The organism is SAR324 cluster bacterium (assembly GCA_015232315.1).
In the GTDB taxonomy this organism is placed as follows: domain Bacteria; phylum SAR324; class SAR324; order SAR324; family NAC60-12; genus JADFZZ01.
The window spans coordinates 1-19,640 of the sequence record JADFZZ010000052.1 but is presented as its reverse complement, the minus strand read 5'-3'; the positions used below and the strand labels follow the sequence as shown (position 1 = coordinate 19,640).

At 47.4% G+C, this 19,640-nt stretch carries 17 protein-coding genes; 4 read left to right on the top strand and 13 right to left on the bottom strand.

Annotated elements, in window-relative coordinates; translation table 11 throughout:
• Positions 1-478: hypothetical protein (locus HQM11_20310; protein ID MBF0353382.1), on the top strand; the 478-nt coding region annotated here is incomplete at its 5' end.
• Here the strand turns inward: HQM11_20310 and HQM11_20305 are convergent.
• The 6 genes from HQM11_20305 to HQM11_20280 are packed head-to-tail and all read right to left on the bottom strand — an operon-like array spanning position 465 to position 8,134.
• Positions 465-1,289, bottom strand: coding sequence for an SDR family oxidoreductase (locus HQM11_20305; GenBank protein MBF0353381.1), 825 nt, complete (start codon positions 1,287-1,289; stop codon positions 465-467). The genes HQM11_20310 and HQM11_20305 overlap by 14 nt on opposite strands.
• 20 nt (positions 1,290-1,309) lie before the next feature.
• Positions 1,310-2,449 (bottom strand): acyl-CoA dehydrogenase family protein, encoded by a 1,140-nt coding sequence (locus HQM11_20300; GenBank protein ID MBF0353380.1) that lies wholly within the window; start codon positions 2,447-2,449, stop codon positions 1,310-1,312.
• 12 nt (positions 2,450-2,461) lie between these two features.
• On the bottom strand, positions 2,462-4,453 hold the full coding sequence (locus HQM11_20295; GenBank protein MBF0353379.1) for an acetyl/propionyl/methylcrotonyl-CoA carboxylase subunit alpha: 1,992 nt from the start codon (positions 4,451-4,453) through the stop codon (positions 2,462-2,464).
• Positions 4,453-5,262, bottom strand: coding sequence for an enoyl-CoA hydratase/isomerase family protein (locus HQM11_20290; GenBank protein MBF0353378.1), 810 nt, complete (start codon positions 5,260-5,262; stop codon positions 4,453-4,455). Before HQM11_20290 ends, HQM11_20295 begins: the two co-directional genes overlap by 1 nt.
• A 41-nt stretch (positions 5,263-5,303) precedes the next feature.
• Positions 5,304-6,464, bottom strand: coding sequence for an acyl-CoA dehydrogenase family protein (locus HQM11_20285; protein MBF0353377.1), 1,161 nt, complete (start codon positions 6,462-6,464; stop codon positions 5,304-5,306).
• 53 nt (positions 6,465-6,517) lie between these two features.
• Entirely contained in the window at positions 6,518-8,134 is a 1,617-nt protein-coding gene (locus HQM11_20280) for an acyl-CoA carboxylase subunit beta (protein ID MBF0353376.1), read from the bottom strand.
• Between the two features lie 239 nt (positions 8,135-8,373).
• Here HQM11_20280 and HQM11_20275 point away from each other — a divergent pair, with 239 nt between their 5' ends.
• Entirely contained in the window at positions 8,374-8,940 is a 567-nt protein-coding gene (locus HQM11_20275; protein ID MBF0353375.1) for a TetR family transcriptional regulator, read from the top strand.
• 276 nt (positions 8,941-9,216) lie between these two features.
• Here HQM11_20275 and HQM11_20270 read toward each other — a convergent pair whose 3' ends face one another.
• The 5 genes from HQM11_20270 to HQM11_20250 are packed head-to-tail and all read right to left on the bottom strand — an operon-like array spanning position 9,217 to position 14,333.
• Positions 9,217-9,687, bottom strand: a complete 471-nt coding sequence (locus HQM11_20270; GenBank protein MBF0353374.1) for a hydrogenase maturation protease — start codon at positions 9,685-9,687, stop codon at positions 9,217-9,219.
• The gene (locus tag HQM11_20265) at positions 9,687-11,126 is read right to left on the bottom strand and encodes a Ni/Fe hydrogenase subunit alpha (protein ID MBF0353373.1); all 1,440 of its coding nucleotides are present in this window, start codon (positions 11,124-11,126) and stop codon (positions 9,687-9,689) included. The genes HQM11_20270 and HQM11_20265 overlap by 1 nt, the downstream gene beginning before the upstream one ends.
• Before the next feature lie 23 nt (positions 11,127-11,149).
• On the bottom strand, positions 11,150-11,716 hold the full coding sequence (locus HQM11_20260) for an NADP oxidoreductase (GenBank protein MBF0353372.1): 567 nt from the start codon (positions 11,714-11,716) through the stop codon (positions 11,150-11,152).
• A gap of 13 nt (positions 11,717-11,729) precedes the next feature.
• Positions 11,730-12,437: a (2Fe-2S)-binding protein gene (locus HQM11_20255; GenBank protein ID MBF0353371.1), complete on the bottom strand. Its 708-nt coding sequence runs from the start codon at positions 12,435-12,437 to the stop codon at positions 11,730-11,732.
• 51 nt (positions 12,438-12,488) lie between these two features.
• Positions 12,489-14,333 (bottom strand): NAD(P)H-dependent oxidoreductase subunit E, encoded by a 1,845-nt coding sequence (locus tag HQM11_20250; GenBank protein ID MBF0353370.1) that lies wholly within the window; start codon positions 14,331-14,333, stop codon positions 12,489-12,491.
• A gap of 464 nt (positions 14,334-14,797) precedes the next feature.
• Here HQM11_20250 and HQM11_20245 point away from each other — a divergent pair, with 464 nt between their 5' ends.
• On the top strand, positions 14,798-15,886 hold the full coding sequence (locus HQM11_20245) for an MBL fold metallo-hydrolase (protein MBF0353369.1): 1,089 nt from the start codon (positions 14,798-14,800) through the stop codon (positions 15,884-15,886).
• 93 nt (positions 15,887-15,979) lie between these two features.
• Here the strand turns inward: HQM11_20245 and HQM11_20240 are convergent, their stop codons facing one another.
• Positions 15,980-17,713 (bottom strand): hypothetical protein, encoded by a 1,734-nt coding sequence (locus tag HQM11_20240; protein MBF0353368.1) that lies wholly within the window; start codon positions 17,711-17,713, stop codon positions 15,980-15,982.
• A 6-nt stretch (positions 17,714-17,719) separates the two neighbouring features.
• Positions 17,720-18,772, bottom strand: coding sequence for a 3-deoxy-D-arabino-heptulosonate 7-phosphate synthase (locus tag HQM11_20235; protein MBF0353367.1), 1,053 nt, complete (start codon positions 18,770-18,772; stop codon positions 17,720-17,722).
• A gap of 257 nt (positions 18,773-19,029) precedes the next feature.
• Between HQM11_20235 and HQM11_20230 the strand changes: the two genes are divergently transcribed.
• On the top strand, positions 19,030-19,640 hold a 611-nt coding region (locus HQM11_20230; protein MBF0353366.1), incomplete at its 3' end, for a type I restriction enzyme HsdR N-terminal domain-containing protein.

The following is a 19,640-nucleotide window of genomic DNA, read 5'->3' as shown; positions in this document are numbered from 1 at the left end:
CCTCAATCACTTCCTCTGCCGGGAAGTCGAGAGCGACACGGACAAGGGAATTTATCCCTACGAATGGCTGATTCATGATTTTTTCTGGGGCGAACCGGAACAGAAAGACCTCATCGATTTCATCTACCGGAATATGGCGGAATTCCCCATTTCCCCCCACATCCAGCACACCCCGCTCGGAAGGCTCAATGTCTGGTGGACCTACGTCCACGACTCTCAGGGAAATCAACGAAAGTGCGCTTTGGCGATGTGGGATACTTCCTGCGATGAGGTTCTTCCCCCTCTCAGAACCCATAAAACCTATTACGACGTATCACCCCAATTTCTGTCCGCGTTTCCAAAAACCGCCAAAGGGACCCCTTATATCGCATGGAACATGGAACTCGCTCTTTCCAAAGGCTACTCTCAGGGGCCTTTTCGCGACAGGAAAAGTAAATCCATGAGTTCATGGAACAGAGAGAGGATCATTCATCCTTGAACGGCGGCAATTTCTGATGTTCCACAGGCGGATAAAAAGAGGAATAGATGGACTCCGCGCCATCTACCTTGAGGGTTTCACCAGTGATGAACGAGGCTCCCGGTGACAGCAGAAACAAAATGGCAGAGGCGACTTCTTCTTCAGACCCTAAGCGATTGGTCTGATTGTTTTTTCCTGTTTCCAGCACAAACGATTTGAACGTGCCATAATTATCCAGACCGCTGGTGTGAATCACTCCCGGCGCGACCGCATTGACTCTCACTCCGTACCTTCCCCATTCGATAGCCAGACTTTTGGTGAGATTATCCACACCGGCACGTGCGGCACCGGTATGGGACATCACCGGAAAACCATTCCACATGTTGGCAATCACATTGACTATCGCTCCGCCTTTCTCTCGAAACACCTGATTGAAAACTTCCTGTGACATGAAAAACGGGCCGGTCAGATTGGTTTCAATGACGGCATTCCAGCCTTTGCGGTTGATCATTTCCGCCGGAGAGGGAAATTGTCCGCCAGCATTATTGATCAGAAAATCAATGGTTCCTGCCTGTTTGATCGTTTCCCGGATACAGTTTTTGACACTTTCTTCGTCCCGGACATTGCAGGCAACGGAGTAAGCGGTTCCACCTTCGTTCCTGATCAATTCCACCGCTGTTTCCAGCTTTTCCTGTTTCCGGCTGGCAAGCATGACCGTCGCGCCCAGTTGTGCCAATTCACGTGCTGTTCTGAGGCCAATGCCGGTTCCGCCACCAGTGACCAGAGCGACTTTTCCCTTGAACAGATCCTGCTTATAGACTGTGTTGATCATGTGTTTCCTTTCAGTGAAGATTAACCAATACCGGATGTTTTACAGATAATTTCATTCATGATTTCATTGGTTCCACCACCAATACCCAGAATTCGGCTGTCCCGGTAGATACGTTCCACCACACATTCACGCATATATCCCATGCCGCCGTGAATCTGTACCGCTTCATTGGCCACATAATCGCAGACTTCAACCGCGAAGTTTTTGGCCATCGAGATTTCACGGATACATTTTTGTCCGGCCTTCATTCTGGCCGCGACAGAATAGACATAATCCCGGGCAATTTCAACTTTGGTCAGCATTTGTGCCAGTTTATGACGTATCACCTGTTTGGTGATCAGAGGTTTGCCAAAAACAACACGCTGTTTGGCATAATTGAGAGATTCCTCCCATGCCAGCAAGGCGGAAGAATATGCCATCACGGCCAGTGACAGACGTTCCTGCTCAAAATTCTGCATGATGGCCAGAAATCCATCGCCTTCGTTGCCCAGCAGATTGGCCACAGGAACACGGCAATCCTGAAAAGAAAGTTCAGCGGTATCAGAACAACGCCAGCCCATTTTTTTAAGTTTTTTGGAAACATGAAATCCGGGCGAATCGGATTCAATCACCAGCATGGAAACACCGGCATGACCGGGACCGCCGGTGCGTACAGCGGTTGTGATGATATCGGCCCGGGTGCCGCTGGTAATGAACATTTTTGAACCATTGACGATGTAATAATCACCATCTCGCACAGCCCGGGTTTCAATGCTGGCAACATCGGAACCTGTGTTGGGTTCGGTGATAGCCAAAGCCGCGATTTTATCACCTGCCAATACAGGTGAAATGAATCGTTGTTTCTGCTCATGTGTGCCCAGATGCTGAATGGGGGGAAGCCCAATTCCTAAGGACCCCAGTCCTGCGACGATGCCGCCTGAGCCACTGCGACTCAATTCTTCACCGACCACAATGGTATGGAAAATGTCTGATTCCACCCCTCCATATTTTTCTTCAAACCCAATGCTCAAAAGCCCACATTCTGCGGCTTTTTTATAAAGCTCTCGGGGAAAAAGTTCGGCTTCTTCCCATTCGTTGATGTGGGGCATGATCTCACGCTGAACAAAATTGCGAAGCATTTGCCTGAGCAAACGATGACTTTCCGTAAAATTTTCTTCCATACCAACCTTTTGTCAGGATTTTGTTTCAGGGTTTGACGGTTCGACTTCCACCAGCAATTGCCGTGCTTTCACTTGCTGATCCTGATGAACCAGAATCGTTTTGACGGTTCCAGCCACATCGGATTTGACCTGATGTTCCATTTTCATGGCTTCCAGCACCACCAGTGTTTGTCCAACTGTGACAGATTGCCCTTCTTTGACACGAATGGCAACAATGCGGCCATTCATGACAGACAGCATTTTTCCCTCTCCAGCCGCTGAGGAAGATTGAGGAGGGGCATGGGTCAGATTCTCGAAATGAACCATGATTCCTTCCATTTCCATCCAGACACCGTCATCGTTCACCACACAGGAATAACTGCGAATGATGCTATTGCACATTACCCGGAGCTTTGCGTCCTTGATTGAAATGATTCTGAGTTCAAAGGATTTCCTGTTCACCATGACATCGAACAATCCAGGTTCCGTCACTTTCAGTGAAGTCTGCTGTTCTTTGGTGTCATCCGCTCGGATTTTATAAACCTGAGTACCGGCATTGGAATTTTTCCAGTATTGCAGGCTGTTCATGGGTTGGGAGGCTTCAGCGCTTTGTTGATAAAACAATGCTGAGGCGATCGCAAAGCCCTGATCCGTCAATCTGGATTTTGATAGTACTTCATTGGGGAAATGGGTGCCAATCAACGCGGTGGTCGCTTTTCCCTGCACAAATTCTTCATGTCCCAGAAGCTCCATGAGAAAGCCTTTATTGTGTTTTAATCCCAGAAACACACAATCATCCAGGCCTTTTATCAGCTTTCGGATGGCTTCCAGACGGTCTGATCCATAGGAAATAATTTTTGAAACCATCGGATCATAATGTGAGGAAATCTCCTGATCCTGTGCCAACCCGTTGTCTACACGGATCCCCGGATTTGAGGTGGGATGCCATGCCAGGACTTTTCCTGTCTGAGGCAGAAAACCTGTTGCGGGATCTTCCGCATACAAGCGCACTTCAATGGCATGTCCGGTCAGAGTGACCTGTTCCTGGGTGAAGCCCAGGGGTTTCCCTTCGGCCACCTTGATTTGAAGTGCCACCAGGTCCATGCCGGTGATCATTTCAGTCACAGGATGTTCCACTTGCAGGCGGGTGTTCATTTCCAGAAAATAGAAAGATTTGTCTTCATCGACCAGAAACTCTACGGTTCCAGCGCCCACATAATTCACTTCTTTGGCCGCCGCAACTCCAGCTTCGCCCATCTTGCGTCGTAATTCAGGATCAACGAAAGGCGATGGCGCCTCTTCCACCACTTTCTGATGTCGGCGTTGAATGGAGCAATCCCGTTCGCCGAGATAGACAACATTGCCATGCCGGTCACCAAACACCTGAATCTCAATGTGCCTTGGACGCATGATCGCTTTTTCCAGAATGATTTCATCACTGCCAAAAGCGCTCAAGGCTTCGGACTTGGCTGAAAGCAAGGCGTCATTGAGATCCTTCTCGTCAAAAACCAGCCGCATTCCACGTCCACCGCCGCCGGCCGCCGCTTTGATCATGAGTGGAAATCCTGTTTTGATCGCTTCTTTGAGCAGTCGTTCATGCCGTTGATCTTTTTCCTGATAGCCGGGAACGCAGGGAACACCCGCGGCAATCATCCGTTCCTTGGCGGCGCGTTTGTTGCCCATCATCAGAATGGATTGGTAGTCCGGGCCGATAAAGGTGAGGCCACTGTCAGCGCAGGCCTTGGAAAAATAGGCGTTTTCCGAAAGAAATCCATAGCCGGGATGAATGGCATCGGCCCCGGTTTTTTCAGCGGCCGCCAGAATGTTTTCAATATTCAGATAGGAGCTTCTGACTGCCGGAGGACCAATACAGACAGCTTCATCCGCTACCTGAACATGGAGCGCGTTGGCATCGGCTTCACTGAAGACCGCAACGGTGCGATATCCCAGAGCTTTGGCAGTTCGGCATACTCGAACAGCAATTTCTCCGCGATTGGCAATTAGTATTTTAGAAAAATGAGCCATTATTCCTCCGCCCAGGATGGTAACCGTTTAGAAATAAATGCCTGAGTTCCTTCAGCGCCTTCAGGTCCCTGAACACAATCGGAAAAATCCTGTGCCGCTTCATCCAGCAATTGTTCCAGTTCTGTTTGTCCCACGGCCATCATGAGTTTTTTGGTGATGGCATTGGCGTTGGGAGCGCATCGACGGATCTGTTTAATGACCGCTTGAAATTCCTGAGCCAGTTCTTCTTCTGTTTCACAAACAGTGTGAACCACACCCAGTTGTTTGGCTTCCTCGCCATTGAATTTGGCGCCCATCACTGCCATGCGGCGTGCCTGTGTCAAGCCAACACGCTGAACCACAAACGGAGCGATTTGAGCTGGTGGAAGCCCCAGACTGGTTTCAGGCAGTTTGAACACCGCGTCTTTTTTGGCAATGGCGATATCCGACACACACGCCAAGCCGAAACCACCGCCCATCACAGCGCCCTCCAGCACTGCGACAACCGCTTGAGGCGCAGAATTGACCAGTGTGATCAAACGTCCAAATTTCCGGTTGATTTCCATAAAAGCGTTTGCTTCGCCCTGAAAGGCACGCTGACGAGCCATCGCCATGTCCTGAATGTCACCGCCAGCGCAGAAATGTCCTCCGGCTCCTCGTAGCACCATGATCCGCACATCGCGATTATCACGCACAGAGGAAAATACATTCATCAGTTCTTCCACCATGGTCAAACTCATGGCGTTTCGTACTTGAGGCCGGTTGAGTGTGATATAAACAACGCCTTTTTCTTCATACAGCATTAAAGTTTCACATTGTGGCAATGTCATAGCTTCTCCTCTGATCCAAATGGAAGGTTTAGTAATATATTTTACAATGAATCATTGGGTAAAATATCCATCATCTTGCTGATGATCAGCAACATGATTTCATCCGCGCCACCGCCAATGGAGACCAGTCGTGTATCACGATAAGCCCGGGCTACAGGGTTTTCCCACATGAATCCCATGCCGCCCCAGAACTGAAGACAACTGTCTGTCACTTCGCGTCCGAGTCGTCCGGCTTTGAGTTTTGCCATGGAGGCAAGTTTTGTCACATCTTTGCCATTGATATAGCCTTCACAAGCCCGATAAATCAGCGAACGCAGGGCCTCAATTTCTGATTGAAGTTCTGCCAGACGGAAGTGAATCACCTGTTTATCCAGCAAGGGACGTCCAAACGCTTTTCGTTCACGGGTATATTTGATGGTTTCCTGAATGATATCTTCCAGACCTTTGATGATACAAACCGCGCCAAACATCCGTTCTTCCTGAAACTGCATCATTTGATACATGAATCCCTGTCCTTCCTGCCCAATCAGGAAACGGGTCGGAACTCGTACATCGTCCAGAAAAATTTGTGCGGTGTCGGATGAACGCATTCCCAGTTTGTCCAGTTTGGGTGAGACTTCAACGCCCCTGGTTTTCAACGGAACAACAATCAATGATTTGTTCATGTATGGTGCGCCCTGATCGCTGGTATTCGCCAGCAAACATACAAAATCACCCTGTGTGGAATTGGTGATCCACATTTTTGATCCATTGATCACATAGTCATCGCCTTGCTTGACCGCGGTGGTTTTGATATTGGCCACATCCGATCCGGCATGAGGTTCACTCACACCAATACAAGCCACATAATCACCGGCAATGGCAGGCGCGAGAAATTCTTTTTTGAGTTCATCACTGCCAAAACGGGTGAGGGCTGGGGTTGCCATGTCTGTCTGCACACCAATGGCCATCGGCACACCACCGCATTTGATCTTTCCCAGTTCCTCGGCGAATACGAGTTCATAACTGTAATCCAGGCCCATTCCGCCATATTCCTGGGGTTTGTTGATTCCTAAAAGGCCGAGTCCTCCCATTTTTTTGAACAATTCATGAGCAGGAAAAATTCCTGCTTTTTCCCATTCATCCACATAGGGATTGATTTCTTTGGCAATGAAATCGCTGACCGTTTGACGAAGCATTTTGTGATCTTGTGTGAATTGCATGACATTCTCCTGAATGGTTGTGATTGAGTATGAATGACGATGAAATGGGATCTCTACATCCGGGCCACACCAAATGTGACAGGATAAAGTCGCCTGGAATCTCCTTCCAGACAGGTGCGTAACAGAAATGAAAGCACTTTCCGGGTATCTCGTGGATCAATGATGCCATCATCCCATAACCGGGCAGAACCAAAAATCGCGGTGGATTCCTTGTCCATGCGTTCAATGATTTGTTGTTCCATCATTTTGAGCATATCCGGAGATGTGGTTTGTCCGCGTTTTTTGTTTTTTTCTTCAGTCACAATAGACATCACCTTTGCCGCCTGTTCTCCGCCCATGACACCAATCCGGGCATTGGGCCATGAAAGAATAAACCGGGGACTCAAGCCTCTTCCGCACATGCCATAATTACCCGCGCCGAAAGAACCTCCGAGGACTATGGTGATCTGAGGAACTGTCGCGTTGGCAACCGCCTGGAGCATTTTGGAACCATGTTTGACAATGCCATTCTGTTCCGCGTCAGTTCCAACCATATACCCTGTGGTATTCTGCAAATAGATGATGGGAATATTGCTTTGACAGCACAACTGGATGAATTGCGCGGCTTTGACAGCACCTTTGGGCGTGATGGGGCCATTGTTTCCGATGATTCCACAGGGTAATCCTTCTAAAGAAGCATGACCACAGATGGTGTAGGGATCATACTCTTCCTTGAATTCCAGAAATGCGGAATCATCTGTAATTCTGGCAATCACTTCTCGAACATCATAATTCTTTTTGAAATCGGGAGGAACAATGCCAATGAGTTCTTCCGCATCATACTGAGGTGGTTTGAATCGGGTGGGGTTCTGAAATGAGCAGTTGTTATTCCATCCCAGTGAAGAAACGATTTCGCGAGCAATGCGGATTCCATCCCGATCATCTTCCGCAAGATATTCCGCGGTTCCAGCAATGGTTCCATGCATTTCGGCCCCGCCCAGATCTTCATCCGTGGCAATCTCACCTGTCGCGGCTTTCAGCAATGGTGGTCCCGCAAGAAAAACTTTGGCTTTTTTCCGGATCATCACCACATAATCAGACAGCCCCGGAAGATAGGCGCCACCAGCGGTTGAACTGCCATGCACGACGGTGATTTGCGGAATACCCGCGGCTGAAATTCTGGCTTGATTGGCAAAGGTTTGTCCGCCTTCGATGAAGATTTCCGATTGATACATGAGGTTGGCACCACCACTTTCCGCAAGTGTGATTGCAGGAAGATTGTTTTCCATGATGACCTGCTGTGTCCGGAGCGACTTTTTCAATCCGGCAGGAGAGATGGTTCCCCCCTTGATGGCGCTGTTACTGCAGGAAACAACACAACGGACTCCCGCGACGAAACCAATTCCACTGATAATTCCACCGCCAGCGCCTGTGCCGTCTTCATCATCATACATTCTGTGTCCGGCTAAAGACGATAGTTCTAAAAAAGGAGAACCGGGATCCAATAGCATGGACAACCGTTCTCTTGGAAGCAACTGGCCTCGTTTGTTGAATTTTTCACGAGCGGCCTCTTCTTTATCCACCACTTTCTTTTCAGCAGAGCGAAATTCAGCAATGATGGCCAGCATTTCATTTCTATTTTTTTGAAAATCTTCAGAAGCTTTATCAATCCGAGTCTGGATCACCGGCATAGGATCTCCTCTTATCTCATTATCCTGGCTAATCAATTTTAAATAACAACCAAGCACTTGCTAGGTTTGCGCAGACTCTAGCAAACACTTGATTGATATGCAAGAAAAGTTTTACATAAATTTGAAGAATTTATTCAAGGTGACTATATTTTACTTGATATATGCCTAAAAAACCATTCTTTATCAACCAAGCACTTGATAGACATCAATGGTATAATTTTAAAAATAATGGTGTTCCTATGAAAAAACAAACGAATCGTCGCCATGCTTTGGTTCAGGCCGCGGCAAAGCTGTTTTACAAGAATGGTTATGAACGGTCGACAGTCAGGGAATTGGCACAGGATGTAGGCATTCAGTCCGGTAGTTTATTCCATCATTTTGAGACCAAAGAAGACATTTTGTTTGCAGTCATGGAAGAAGTAATTCTTCGTATCACGGGGAGATTATGGATGGCCTCCCAAAAACCGGAAGATCCCAAAGAAAAAATCCGGTTATTGATCAAAACCGAACTGCAAGCCATTCTTGGCGATGCTCATGACGCAATGTATGTGATGGTCTATGAATGGGGCAGTTTGTCTCCACAAAAATCCAAAGAAATTCTGAAATTAAGGAATGTGTATGAATCTATTTGGCGAGATGCATTGAATGCAGGGAAAGATGCTGGATTGATTCAGCATGATACCTTTGTCTTACGGCGTTTTCTAACGGGGGCGATGAGTTGGACCATTTTCTGGTATGAACCAGGAGGCAAAATGGATCTGGATACCTTGGTGGAACAGGCTCTTCTTCTGATTATGAAAGTATGAAACGAAAAAACAGACAGATGTGAACACCATTTTGAAACAAAAATAATGTCTTAACTGTTTTTGTAGGGGGTTGATCACAGTTTCGGCCATGTGTCAAAAAACGGTTTTTGAATTACCATCTGGTTTGGATTTTGTTCCGTAGGGGCAGACCTGTCTGTCTGCCCCGGATCCACGGCGAACACACAGGTTCGCCCCTACAATTGTGGCCGAAAATGTGACCAACATCACACAATGATATTCACTGGGATGCTTGCGTTGTTGGCTGGGGTGGAAATTTCAGGATGTGACGTTGAACCGTTGTGTCCGGAGAGCTTCAACGACATACTCAAAAGCGGCTTTCAGGTTGTTTTCTGCCTGTTCAGACAATTCTTCCTGAAATTCATTGAAGTGATATCCTCGAATCCCCAGTAGATAGGCTTCGGTTTTCGCCTGAAACAGAGATTGAGCTAAATGCAGAACCGCCTCAGGAGCCACACTGTGAGTGCTGAAACTCATGGGCTCCTGGGGGTAAATTTTCTTGAGAAAGAAAGGCTCTCTTCCGTTAATCGAGGCATCCGCGAAAATAACCGTGTCATATTGTGCCACATCATACGCGGTTTCAACGGTGAGCTGATAATCAGAATCAACATCAAGACCCGCGACAGGGTTGGATTCCAGTTTTGCGACAAGCGCGGGACCCAGGCCATCATCAAGACGGCCCGGATTTCCATAACCGATGAGCAATACTTTGTTCGTGTCGGCAAGCATTATAGGCCTTTGCTTTTTTCATCAATCAGATTGTTGTTCACATCGTAGAGTTCAACCTTGAGCGGCATCTGACCAATAGCGTGTGTTGCACAGGACAGACAGGGGTCATACGCCCGGACGGCCACTTCCACATGGTTCAGCATTCCTTCGGTTATTTTTTGTTGACCGGAAAGATAGCGCGTCGCCACATTCTTGACAGCCCGATTCATGGCTTCATTGTTGTTGGTAGTAGAAACAATCAGATTACAGAAAGTCACCAGATCATTTTCATCCACTTTGTAATGATGAAACAGGGTTCCACGGGGAGCTTCAATCAATCCCACACCTTCTGCCTGTCGCTCTCCTTTGACCAGCAGATCTGTTCCCTGCAAGTCAGGATCATTGAGCAATTCTTCCATTTTTTCCACGCAATGGGTGATTTCAATCATACGTGCCCAATGATAGGCCAACGACATGTGATTTGGTTTTCCATTGGTTACCGATTTGAATTCCTGCAACGCTTTATCGGCCTCAGGTGTGTCAATGAATCCACAGGTATTCATCCTCGAAAGCGGACCCACCCGGTACCATCCATCCACATGGCCTCTGGTTTTAATGAACGGAAACTTCATGTAGGACCAGGTTCGCACCTCTTCCATGATAAAGTTATAGTATTTCTGATAATCGACCTGATCAAAAATGATATTACCGTTGGCATCAATCGCACGTAAATTTCCATGATATAAATCGAGTGCGCCATCTTCACGGACTAACGACAGGTGGCTGGAATTGAAGGTGCCAAATTCTTTTGCGAGTTGAAGATGTTCGACCGTGTAGTCTTTGGCGATTTTTAATGCGCCGCGTGTCCATTCCTTCATTTGATCAATTTGTTTAAGCAATGGATCGCGTTCCTCAATGGAAAGATTCTTGTTGATTCCGCCTGGAACAGAACTGGTTCCATGGATTTTTTTGCCTGCGGTCACTTTGATGATTTCTTGACCGAATTTACGCATCATTACGGCTTGTGTCGCCAATTCGGGGTGTTTGGCAATGACTCCGATGACATTTCGATCTTTGAGATCAGAACCAAAACCAAAGAGCAGATCCGGAGAACACAGGTGAAAAAAGTGCAAAACATGGCTTTGGAACATTTGTCCATAATGCATGAGTCTGCGCATTTTTTCTGCGGTATCCGTTATTTTTTTCGCGCCCACAATCACATCCATCGCTTTGGACGCGGCCAGATGATGACTGACAGGGCAGATTCCACAAAGCCTTTGGACAATCACTGGAACTTCCCAATAGGGGCGTCCCTTGATGAAGCGCTCAAAACCACGAAATTCCACAATATGAAGTCGTGCGTCATCCACGTTGTTATGCTCATCCAGATGGATCGTGACTTTTCCGTGACCTTCTACCCGGGTGAGTGGTTCAATTTCAATAACTTTAGTTTTCGGCATTGGTTTCTCCTGACAGGGTTCCCTCAATCATACTTGATAAGTTCATATTCATAACTGGTTTGGAAATGTGTTCCGGTGATCAGTGCGGTGAGTGCACGCCATAACATGTCTCCAGATGGTGGACATCCTGGAATCTGATAGTCAATTTTTACAACTTGAGGGCAGGTGTATACTTTATCCAGAAGCAATGGAAGTGCCGGATCATTCGGTATTTCATTGGATGGATTGTAGACATATTTGCTGTTCAAATAAGCTTCATCCAGGCATTCACGCAGGGGATCATCGGAATGCATGATGGCATTTCGCATGACAGGCAAGCCTCCCATGATGGCGCACTGGCCCACGCCCACCAGAATGTCACAATTTTTCCTGAAATCGATGAGGGTATGGACATTGGCCTCATTACAGCAGGCGCCTTCAATCAGGCCGATATCACAACGGGTTGTAAATTTTTTGATATCGTTGATGGGACTTCTGTCAAATTCAACCAGTTCCACTAAATCCAGAATGCGTTCATCAATATCCAGCAATGACATGTGGCAACCAAAACACCCGGCCAAGGAAACTGTGGCTAGTTTCTTTTTTTTCATAGTATTCCCCATTTTAAGAGTTCTCGATGGATGACCCAATAGGCTCATGATCAAATTCGCGTTTTCCGACCGGAGTGCAGAAGCCATTTCTTTTTTGAATAATACAACCGACAGGACAGGTTTCACTTGCAATGGCCTTATCCTCCAGGAGGGCATCTGTTTTCGCAAGATTCTCCGCGTTGACGCCCACGCGTCGATGGATTCCCCGTCCAATGTATCCAAAAACATGTTTACCATCCACGCTGGCGGAAGCACGAATACAACGTCCACAATGAATACAGCGGTTGGTATCCAGCAAGATGTCCGGATGGGAGGCATCCACCGGACGAACGGGTTGCAAATAAGGAAATTTGGTTGCTTTGGAAATCCCCAGGCGATAGCCCATGGCCTGTAATTCACAATTTCCACTGGCTTCACAAATGGGGCACAAATGATTGCCCTCATGAAACAGCATGCGAACCAGATCACGGCGGTAGCACTGTATTTCCAGGGTATTGTTTTCGACTTCGGAACCATCCACGACAGGTTGCGTGCATGATGAAACCGATCTTCCGTTGACTTTCACGGTACATAACCGGCAACTCCCCTGCGGATCCAGACCTTCCACATCGCACAGACGGGGAATATAGATACCGGCTTCATCCGCCGCTTCCATGATGGTTTGACCGGGGGTTGCGGTCACTTCCACACCGTCAATTTTAAATACAACAGATTTATTCATGATGCAGTCTCCCTGTTAACGTTAAATTCTATTATTGAATCAAGATTCCGGTCACTCATTCTCATTGTGTGCATAGACCGGATCGTAAATCATGGAACTTCGTTTAGCGATTCTCCGTGATTCTTCGAGAGCAACCTGAATGTTAAAGCCGGCTTCCAGGCCGTCGTTTTCCTGTTTCACAAGAGTTGAATACACGATCGGGAAATGTTCCAGCGAGGACAGCACAGGATTGGGGGACGTGGTTCCCAAACCACAGCGACTGGTCATTTTCATGGTTTGGCCCAAATCCTTCAAATATTGCAAATCATCTTTGCTGGCAAACCCCTTCATCACTTTTTCAATTTGCTGTTTCAGAAAGGTGTTGCCAACCCGGCAAGGCGTACAGTAACCACAACTTTCCTCAATAAAAAATTCCAGAAAATTTTCCACAATCCTCAGCACATTCCGGTCTGTGCTGAATGTCATGAAGGAACCACCACAGGGGAGATCCTCAAAGCATATTTTCCGGTTCAATTGTGTTCTTCCAATCATCTTGCCGCTTGGACCACTGACCTGAATGATCGCGGGTCGATCCGCACCAGCCAGTTTGAGTAATTCAGCGACTTCAATGCCAAACGGAACTTCGTAGATGCCGGGTCGTTCACAATCGCCGCTCACACTGATTAATTTTGTGCCTGCGCTTTTCTCTGTGCCAAAACCCGCAAACCATATGGCTCCCCTGTCAAGAATTCGAGCCGCGTGAGCAAAGGTTTCCACATTGTTCACGACGGTTGGAAAATTGAGATAACCCTTCTCCACTGGAAATGGCGGTCGATTTTTAGGTTCGCCGCGCAGTCCTTCACAGGAACTGATCAGCGCGCTTTCTTCTCCGCAAATGTAAGCTCCGGCTCCCAGTTGGATCCGGATATCGAAATCAAATCCAGTCTTGCCGTTGATGTTTTTACCTAACAGTCCGGCTTTTCTTCTTGTTTCCAGCACATCTTCCAGATAGGGGCGCAGGTACCGGTATTCCGCTCTCAAATATAAAATCCCGAATTGGCTCTGGATGGCGTACCCGGCAATGGTCATCCCTTCAATGACCAGATTGGCTCTTTCTGTCAGGAGGACACGGTCTTTGAACGTACCCGGTTCGCCCTCATCGGCATTGCAGATTACATAACGCCGCTCTGCCTCAAAACCACTGGCCATTTTCCATTTCATCCCGGTGGAAAAACCGGCACCGCCGCAACCTCTCAATTTGGAATCCGTGATTTCCTGAAGGACTTCCGCAGGGGTCTTCTCAAGTGCTTTGGTCAATCCAGCATTCGGTGTAATGTTTTCCGCCAACAGCACCTCGCCCCGTTTGCGGATGTTATTGTTCACCATCGCATGGATCAGTTGGTGGAAGTTATTTCCGTCACCCGTTTGCTGAACAAGCTTTGAGGGGTCCATGTTTTCTTTCAGGGAACTGACAATCTCTCTGACTTTTTCGGCAGTCAGGTTGGTCACGACCACATCGTTCACCAGTGCCGCGGGGGCCTGATCGCTCATGCCAATGCACGAAGTGTATTCCAGTGAAAATTTTCCGTCCGCGGACGTTTTGCCGATGCCGATGCCCAGTTCTTTGGAGAAGGTTTCCGCAATTTTTTTCATTCCGGCATGTTCATCGACAATATCGTTGCATAAACGAATGATGATCTTTCCTTTTTGTTCTTTTGAAAAGAATGAATAAAAAGAAACCACTCCCTCAACGTCGATACGATACGAAGAAATTTCTTTTGCGATGAGATCCATCATTTCTCCGTTAATACAGCCGAATCTGTCCTGGAATTCCCATAAGATGTCGATCAAACGACTTTTATCGTTTCCATATTTTTTACACACATTCTGAACGAAAGCGCTTAATTCTATTTCCATTGAAATCCTCTCTCGTTAAACCTCGATTAATTTGAATGCTGTCAAACTTCAACTAAGGATTCCCTTATTAATTGGAAATTTGATTGTCAAGAGGCCGGACATTTATTTCTTTAATAAAATTTGGTGGTTGCCCGTCCGATTGAAAGATGATTAACTGTCAATCTAACCATCGACAAAAGATTAAGTTGTAAAAGATGGACCGGTTATGAACGGGGCGTTCGTAACCAGAAAGTTTTCCATAAAATTTGAGCGTTACATAGGGTCGATTCAAATTGGTGCCATGAGATCAAATTTCAAAGCGTGTCATGTCGATGGGCCTGGTCTCGAAACAGCACGGATTTTGAGCAGCAAATGCAACGTTTCCGAAAAACTAACAGGAGTGACTTTTGCGATTTAATATGGTGCGAGTGCCAGGATTTTATTTTTTTGTTCAGAAATTCACATACTTTTTAATAGGAACTCTGATGCTGAGCCAAACCACACACGCAGAATATTCTGCATCGTCTTCACAAGACAGAATCAAGCAATCCCGACAATATCATGAGGGAACATTTCATAACTCTGAACCGATGAACTTGATGGATCCCGGAAAGTTATGGGGAACCCTTAAAGAATATGCCTTTGGTCAGCGAATTGATCCGGTTCCTTTAGAACCCTTACCCATTCAGAAAATCAAGGCTTCCCAGTTTCAGGTTCATTCTGCGGATGAACTCAAATTTGCCAGGTTGGGACATTCTACCTTATTGCTTCAACTGGGCGGGAAAATATGGCTGACAGATCCTGTTTTCAGCGAACGGGCCTCACCTGTTCAGTGGGCTGGACCCAAACGGTTTCATCCTGTGCCAATTGCGCTGGAAGATCTGCCGCCCCTGGAAGGTGTTATCCTGTCTCATGATCATTATGACCATCTGGATCAGGCCTTGATTCAGCAATTGAAGGAGCGGACAAACCATTTTATTGTGCCTCTGGGCGTTGGTCAGATTCTCGAATCATGGGGCGTGTCTGTGGAAAAAATCATCGAGCTGGACTGGTGGGAAAACGCGGTGGTGGGTGAGGTGGAATTCATCTCAACACCGGCTCGTCATTTTTCAGGCAGAGGAATATTCAACAGGAACCAGACCTTATGGACTTCCTGGGTGATGCGGTCGAAACAGCATTCGATTTATTTCAGTGGGGATTCCGGATATTTTAAAAGTTTCCGGGAAATTGGTGAAAAATATGGTCCGTTTGACATCGCCTTCATGGAAAACGGGGCCTATAACCTGAATTGGCCGGAGGTCCATATGTTTCCTGAACAAACCCTTCAGGCCTTCAAGGATCTGAAAGGAAAATTGCTGGTTCCGATTCACAATGGCACGTTCGATTTATCCCTGCATAGCTGGTATGAACCCATGGAACGGATCACCGAACTGGCACACAAGGAAAACGTCCATGTGTTGATTCCTTTGATGGGACAGGTCGTGGATGCGGAAAAACCACCGGAAAACAGCTTCTGGTGGCGCAAAGTGCCCTCCGCGATCCAATCCGGACAACTGGAACTCAGCACACTTTGATTTTCACAGGCAAAAATGGGGTTTGGGCTGAGGGGTTAGGCGAAAGCCGGAGAAAAGAACATACCGGGAAAGGGCACCGAGGTGCCTTGCGGATTATTGCCGTTTTTTTGGGGGGGTAGGAGGCAGGAACAAATCCCGGTCACGGATAAACAGTTGCTTGACAGACACATACAACCACTGGAGTGCCAGGTCTTTTTTCTGTTGTTGAATTGCTTTCAGGTCGGCACCTGTTTGCTGATCCTGTTGTTCCAGTTGATCTCCATCGATCCCAACCTGTTCATAACGTGACAGGGCATTTTTGCACAAGGTTTCCAGGTGTTGCAGTCCATCGTTGGTGATGATAATGGCTCCTGACTTGCTGAATTGTTCCAGTTGCAGAATGTTCAGTTTTTTCAGGTCTTCCGCATCCTGATAATCCTGTGGATTGATCCATAGTTTTTTGGGAATGTGCGGCAATTTGAGCATGAGTTCCGAGGCCTGTTCCTGATATTCGCAAAGGAGCAGAACCTGGGTGAAATGTGTGTCAACCCGATCTCTGAGAATGTCATCCGAAATGAGCGCTTTGGCCAGCAAGGTGGTTAGCTTTTTTACGATCTGGATCACCTCGGTCAAAATGGCTATTTCCTGGCTGTAGATCAGATTTCGCCGGTGTGCGTCGCGATGTTCCTGTTCCAACTGCTTTTCCCGTTTTTGTAGTCCATTCAACTGATGTTCCAGTTCAAGCCGTGATATGGGACTTTCTGCCCGGGGCGTGTACCAGGTCAGACTTTCAATCTCGATATGTGGCTTCAACGGTGCCAGTATCTGCTCCATTTCATGTTCCCAGCGAAGTCGGTAACCTTGAAAAACCATCTGTGGAAATTCCATCAACTGGACCCAGAGGAATTTATGTTCCAGCGTGTATTCTCCCCCTTGCAGACTGGTCAGGCTTTTCACATCCTGATATCCATCCTGTTGAAACAGCAACGACAGAAACTGATTGATCACAGGTATGTTTCCCATCAGTCGGACAGGACAAAATACGTTGGATGGAATTTCTTGCGGAGTTTGCAGATATTGAATTATTTTTTTCAAACCGGGGTTGCCGCAAAAATGACGCAAGTGCAGTAAATGATGAATTCGGATATCTCCCAGACTGATCAGATCCAGCCATTCCACAGGAAATCCGGGAAAAAGAAAGCATTCGGAGTCTTCTTTCAAAATGCCGCGGATGGCTTCTGCTGGAAGCGGATTTTTCTGTTGCTCCAGAAAAGCTTCAATCCAGGTCGATGTGGCAGTGATGCCTGCGGCATCCTCAATCTGATTCACTTGAGAAATGGGAAACATCGTGTGTGACGGGAGTTCTGCAAGGAGTTTCCGGGAAGTCACGCCTGGTGATTCCTGATAATAGATCCCAAGAACTTCCGAATTTATGCGGTATTTGGGAAAACGAAGGTAGCTTTTTTGAGTGAACACAGATGGGCCGGACAGGTTAAAACTCATCCGGTTGCCAATGCGGATTTCAGGATGGCATGTGAACAGCGGGCCAAGATCCCGGTCAATGTCATCAAAAACGAGGGCAATCCGGGGAAATGAGGTGCAACGCATGGAAAACTGCGAAAGGAAAAACAGATAATCCTCAAATTGCCGGAAGCCCTGGGGATGAAACAGAACCAGCGCAGGAGACCATCGGGCCACCCGTTCACAGGTGGCAATGATCTTGTGGGGTTGCAAATCATTCCGGTTCAGCAGAGTGTATTGCAGACTGATGTGTGCCAGTTTTTTTTCAAAGCAGGTCTGAATGTTGTTCCAGTCAGACTCTGAAAAACCAATTCCCAGAAAGCGCATGCCAGATTATGAGTGAAATTGTGTGTAGTTTTTCGCGATGCCCGCGATTTTTTTCACATCCAGAACCAACTGTTTCAGAACCTCTGGTGTGATGGCCTGTTTGGGATCATCACCAATGCCTTCCCTGGGATGAATATGGCATTCCACAATGATACCATGCGCGCCATAAGCGGCGGCTGAAAGGGCGGCATGGGGAACATACATGGATTTTCCTACAGAATGCGATGGGTCCACCACGATCGGTGCCCATGTTTTCTGAACCAGCAATGCCGCAATGGATTCGTCAGGATGATTCCGGTAGCCATCCATCGCAGGCAGTGTCCCACGTGGACAAAGCAACAGATTGGGATTACCTCCCGCAACCACATATTCTCCAGCCGCGATGAATTCATCCAGGGTGCCCATATGGATGGAGCGTTTCAGTAAAACACCAATGCCCATTTCCTGTGTTTTTTTACCGAGCTGTTTCAGCAGACTATAATTCAGGGCATTCCGCGCGCCAACCTGAAGCAGGTCCACTTTGGCTTCAATGGCAATGTTCAGTTGCTCTTCATCCATCACTTCTGTGACGATGGGCAGGCCCGTTTGTTTGCGGGCTTCCAGCAGAATCTCAATACTTTTTGAATCGCCCTGAAAGGAGTGGGGCAACGTTCGGGGTTTCCACACGCCACCTCGCAGCATATCGGCCCCCGCTTCCTTGACAGCATGGGCTGTTTCATAAAACAAACCCGGATTTTTGGGGTCAATGGTGCATTGTCCGGCAATCACCCGGAATTCTGTTCCGCCAAATTGTTTGCCGCCCAAAATAATTTTATGTTGCGCCAGTTCATTGCCTTTGGACATCAGTTTGTAGGGACTTTGAATCTGATCCACCCGATCCACATAATCGAGTCCTTCGATGCGGGCAATCAGCAGTTCATCCCGCTCATCCCCGATCATGGCATAAATGGAACGTTCGGTTCCATGAATCGCCTGAAGGGCAAGACCAAATTCAGCGACAATTTTCTGAACTTCTTTCAATTGTTCGGGTGTTAACCGTTTTTCTTTGGGGATGATCATGGTTTTTCTCCTGAAACATCAAGGATTGAGGATAGAATCAACAAACAGCATTGTATAAAAACTGTGTGGTATCACAATGGAATTGTAAAGTCTGTTCAGAAATTGGAGGCTTTGGAGAGAATGAAAACAAATTTTCAGTTCCATTCCGTAATCATTGCCAACCCGAAAGACATGTTTTGACATCTATCAGGGTTTCTTTTATGTAATGAATAAAAAACGACTTTAGTGCCCGGTTTTACTTGTATTGGCTCCCCATCATGGACAAAAAGAAACTCACCGAACGAGACATTTGCACCAAATTTATTACTCCCGCCCTGGTTGCGGCTGGCTGGGATTTGCACCACCAAATTCGTGAGGAAGTCACGTTTACGGCAGGCAGAGTTCAGCTCAGGGGACAGCTTGTGTCCAGAGGCAAATCCAAACGAGCCGACTACATCCTCTACTATAAACCCAACCTCCCGATTGCGGTGATTGAAGCCAAAGACAATCACCACTCCCTCTCTTCCGGGATGCAACAAGCCCTGGACTATGCCCACACTCTGGATATTCCGTTTGTTTATGCCTCCAATGGAGATGGCTTTGTAGAGCATGACCGCACCCGAAAGGCAGGAATCCTCGAACAGGAATTGCCTTTGGCTGGATTCCCTTCTCCTCAGGATTTGTGGGAACGCTATAAACAATGGAAAGGCCTCACCGACGATCAGGCCAGGATTATCACTCAGGATTACTACTTTGACGCTGGAGGCAAGGCTCCCCGCTATTACCAGCGCATTGCCATCAATCGGGTGATTGAAGCCGTCGCCCAAAACCAGAACCGGATTCTGCTGGTTTCCGCAACAGGCACCGGCAAAACCTACATTGCCTTTCA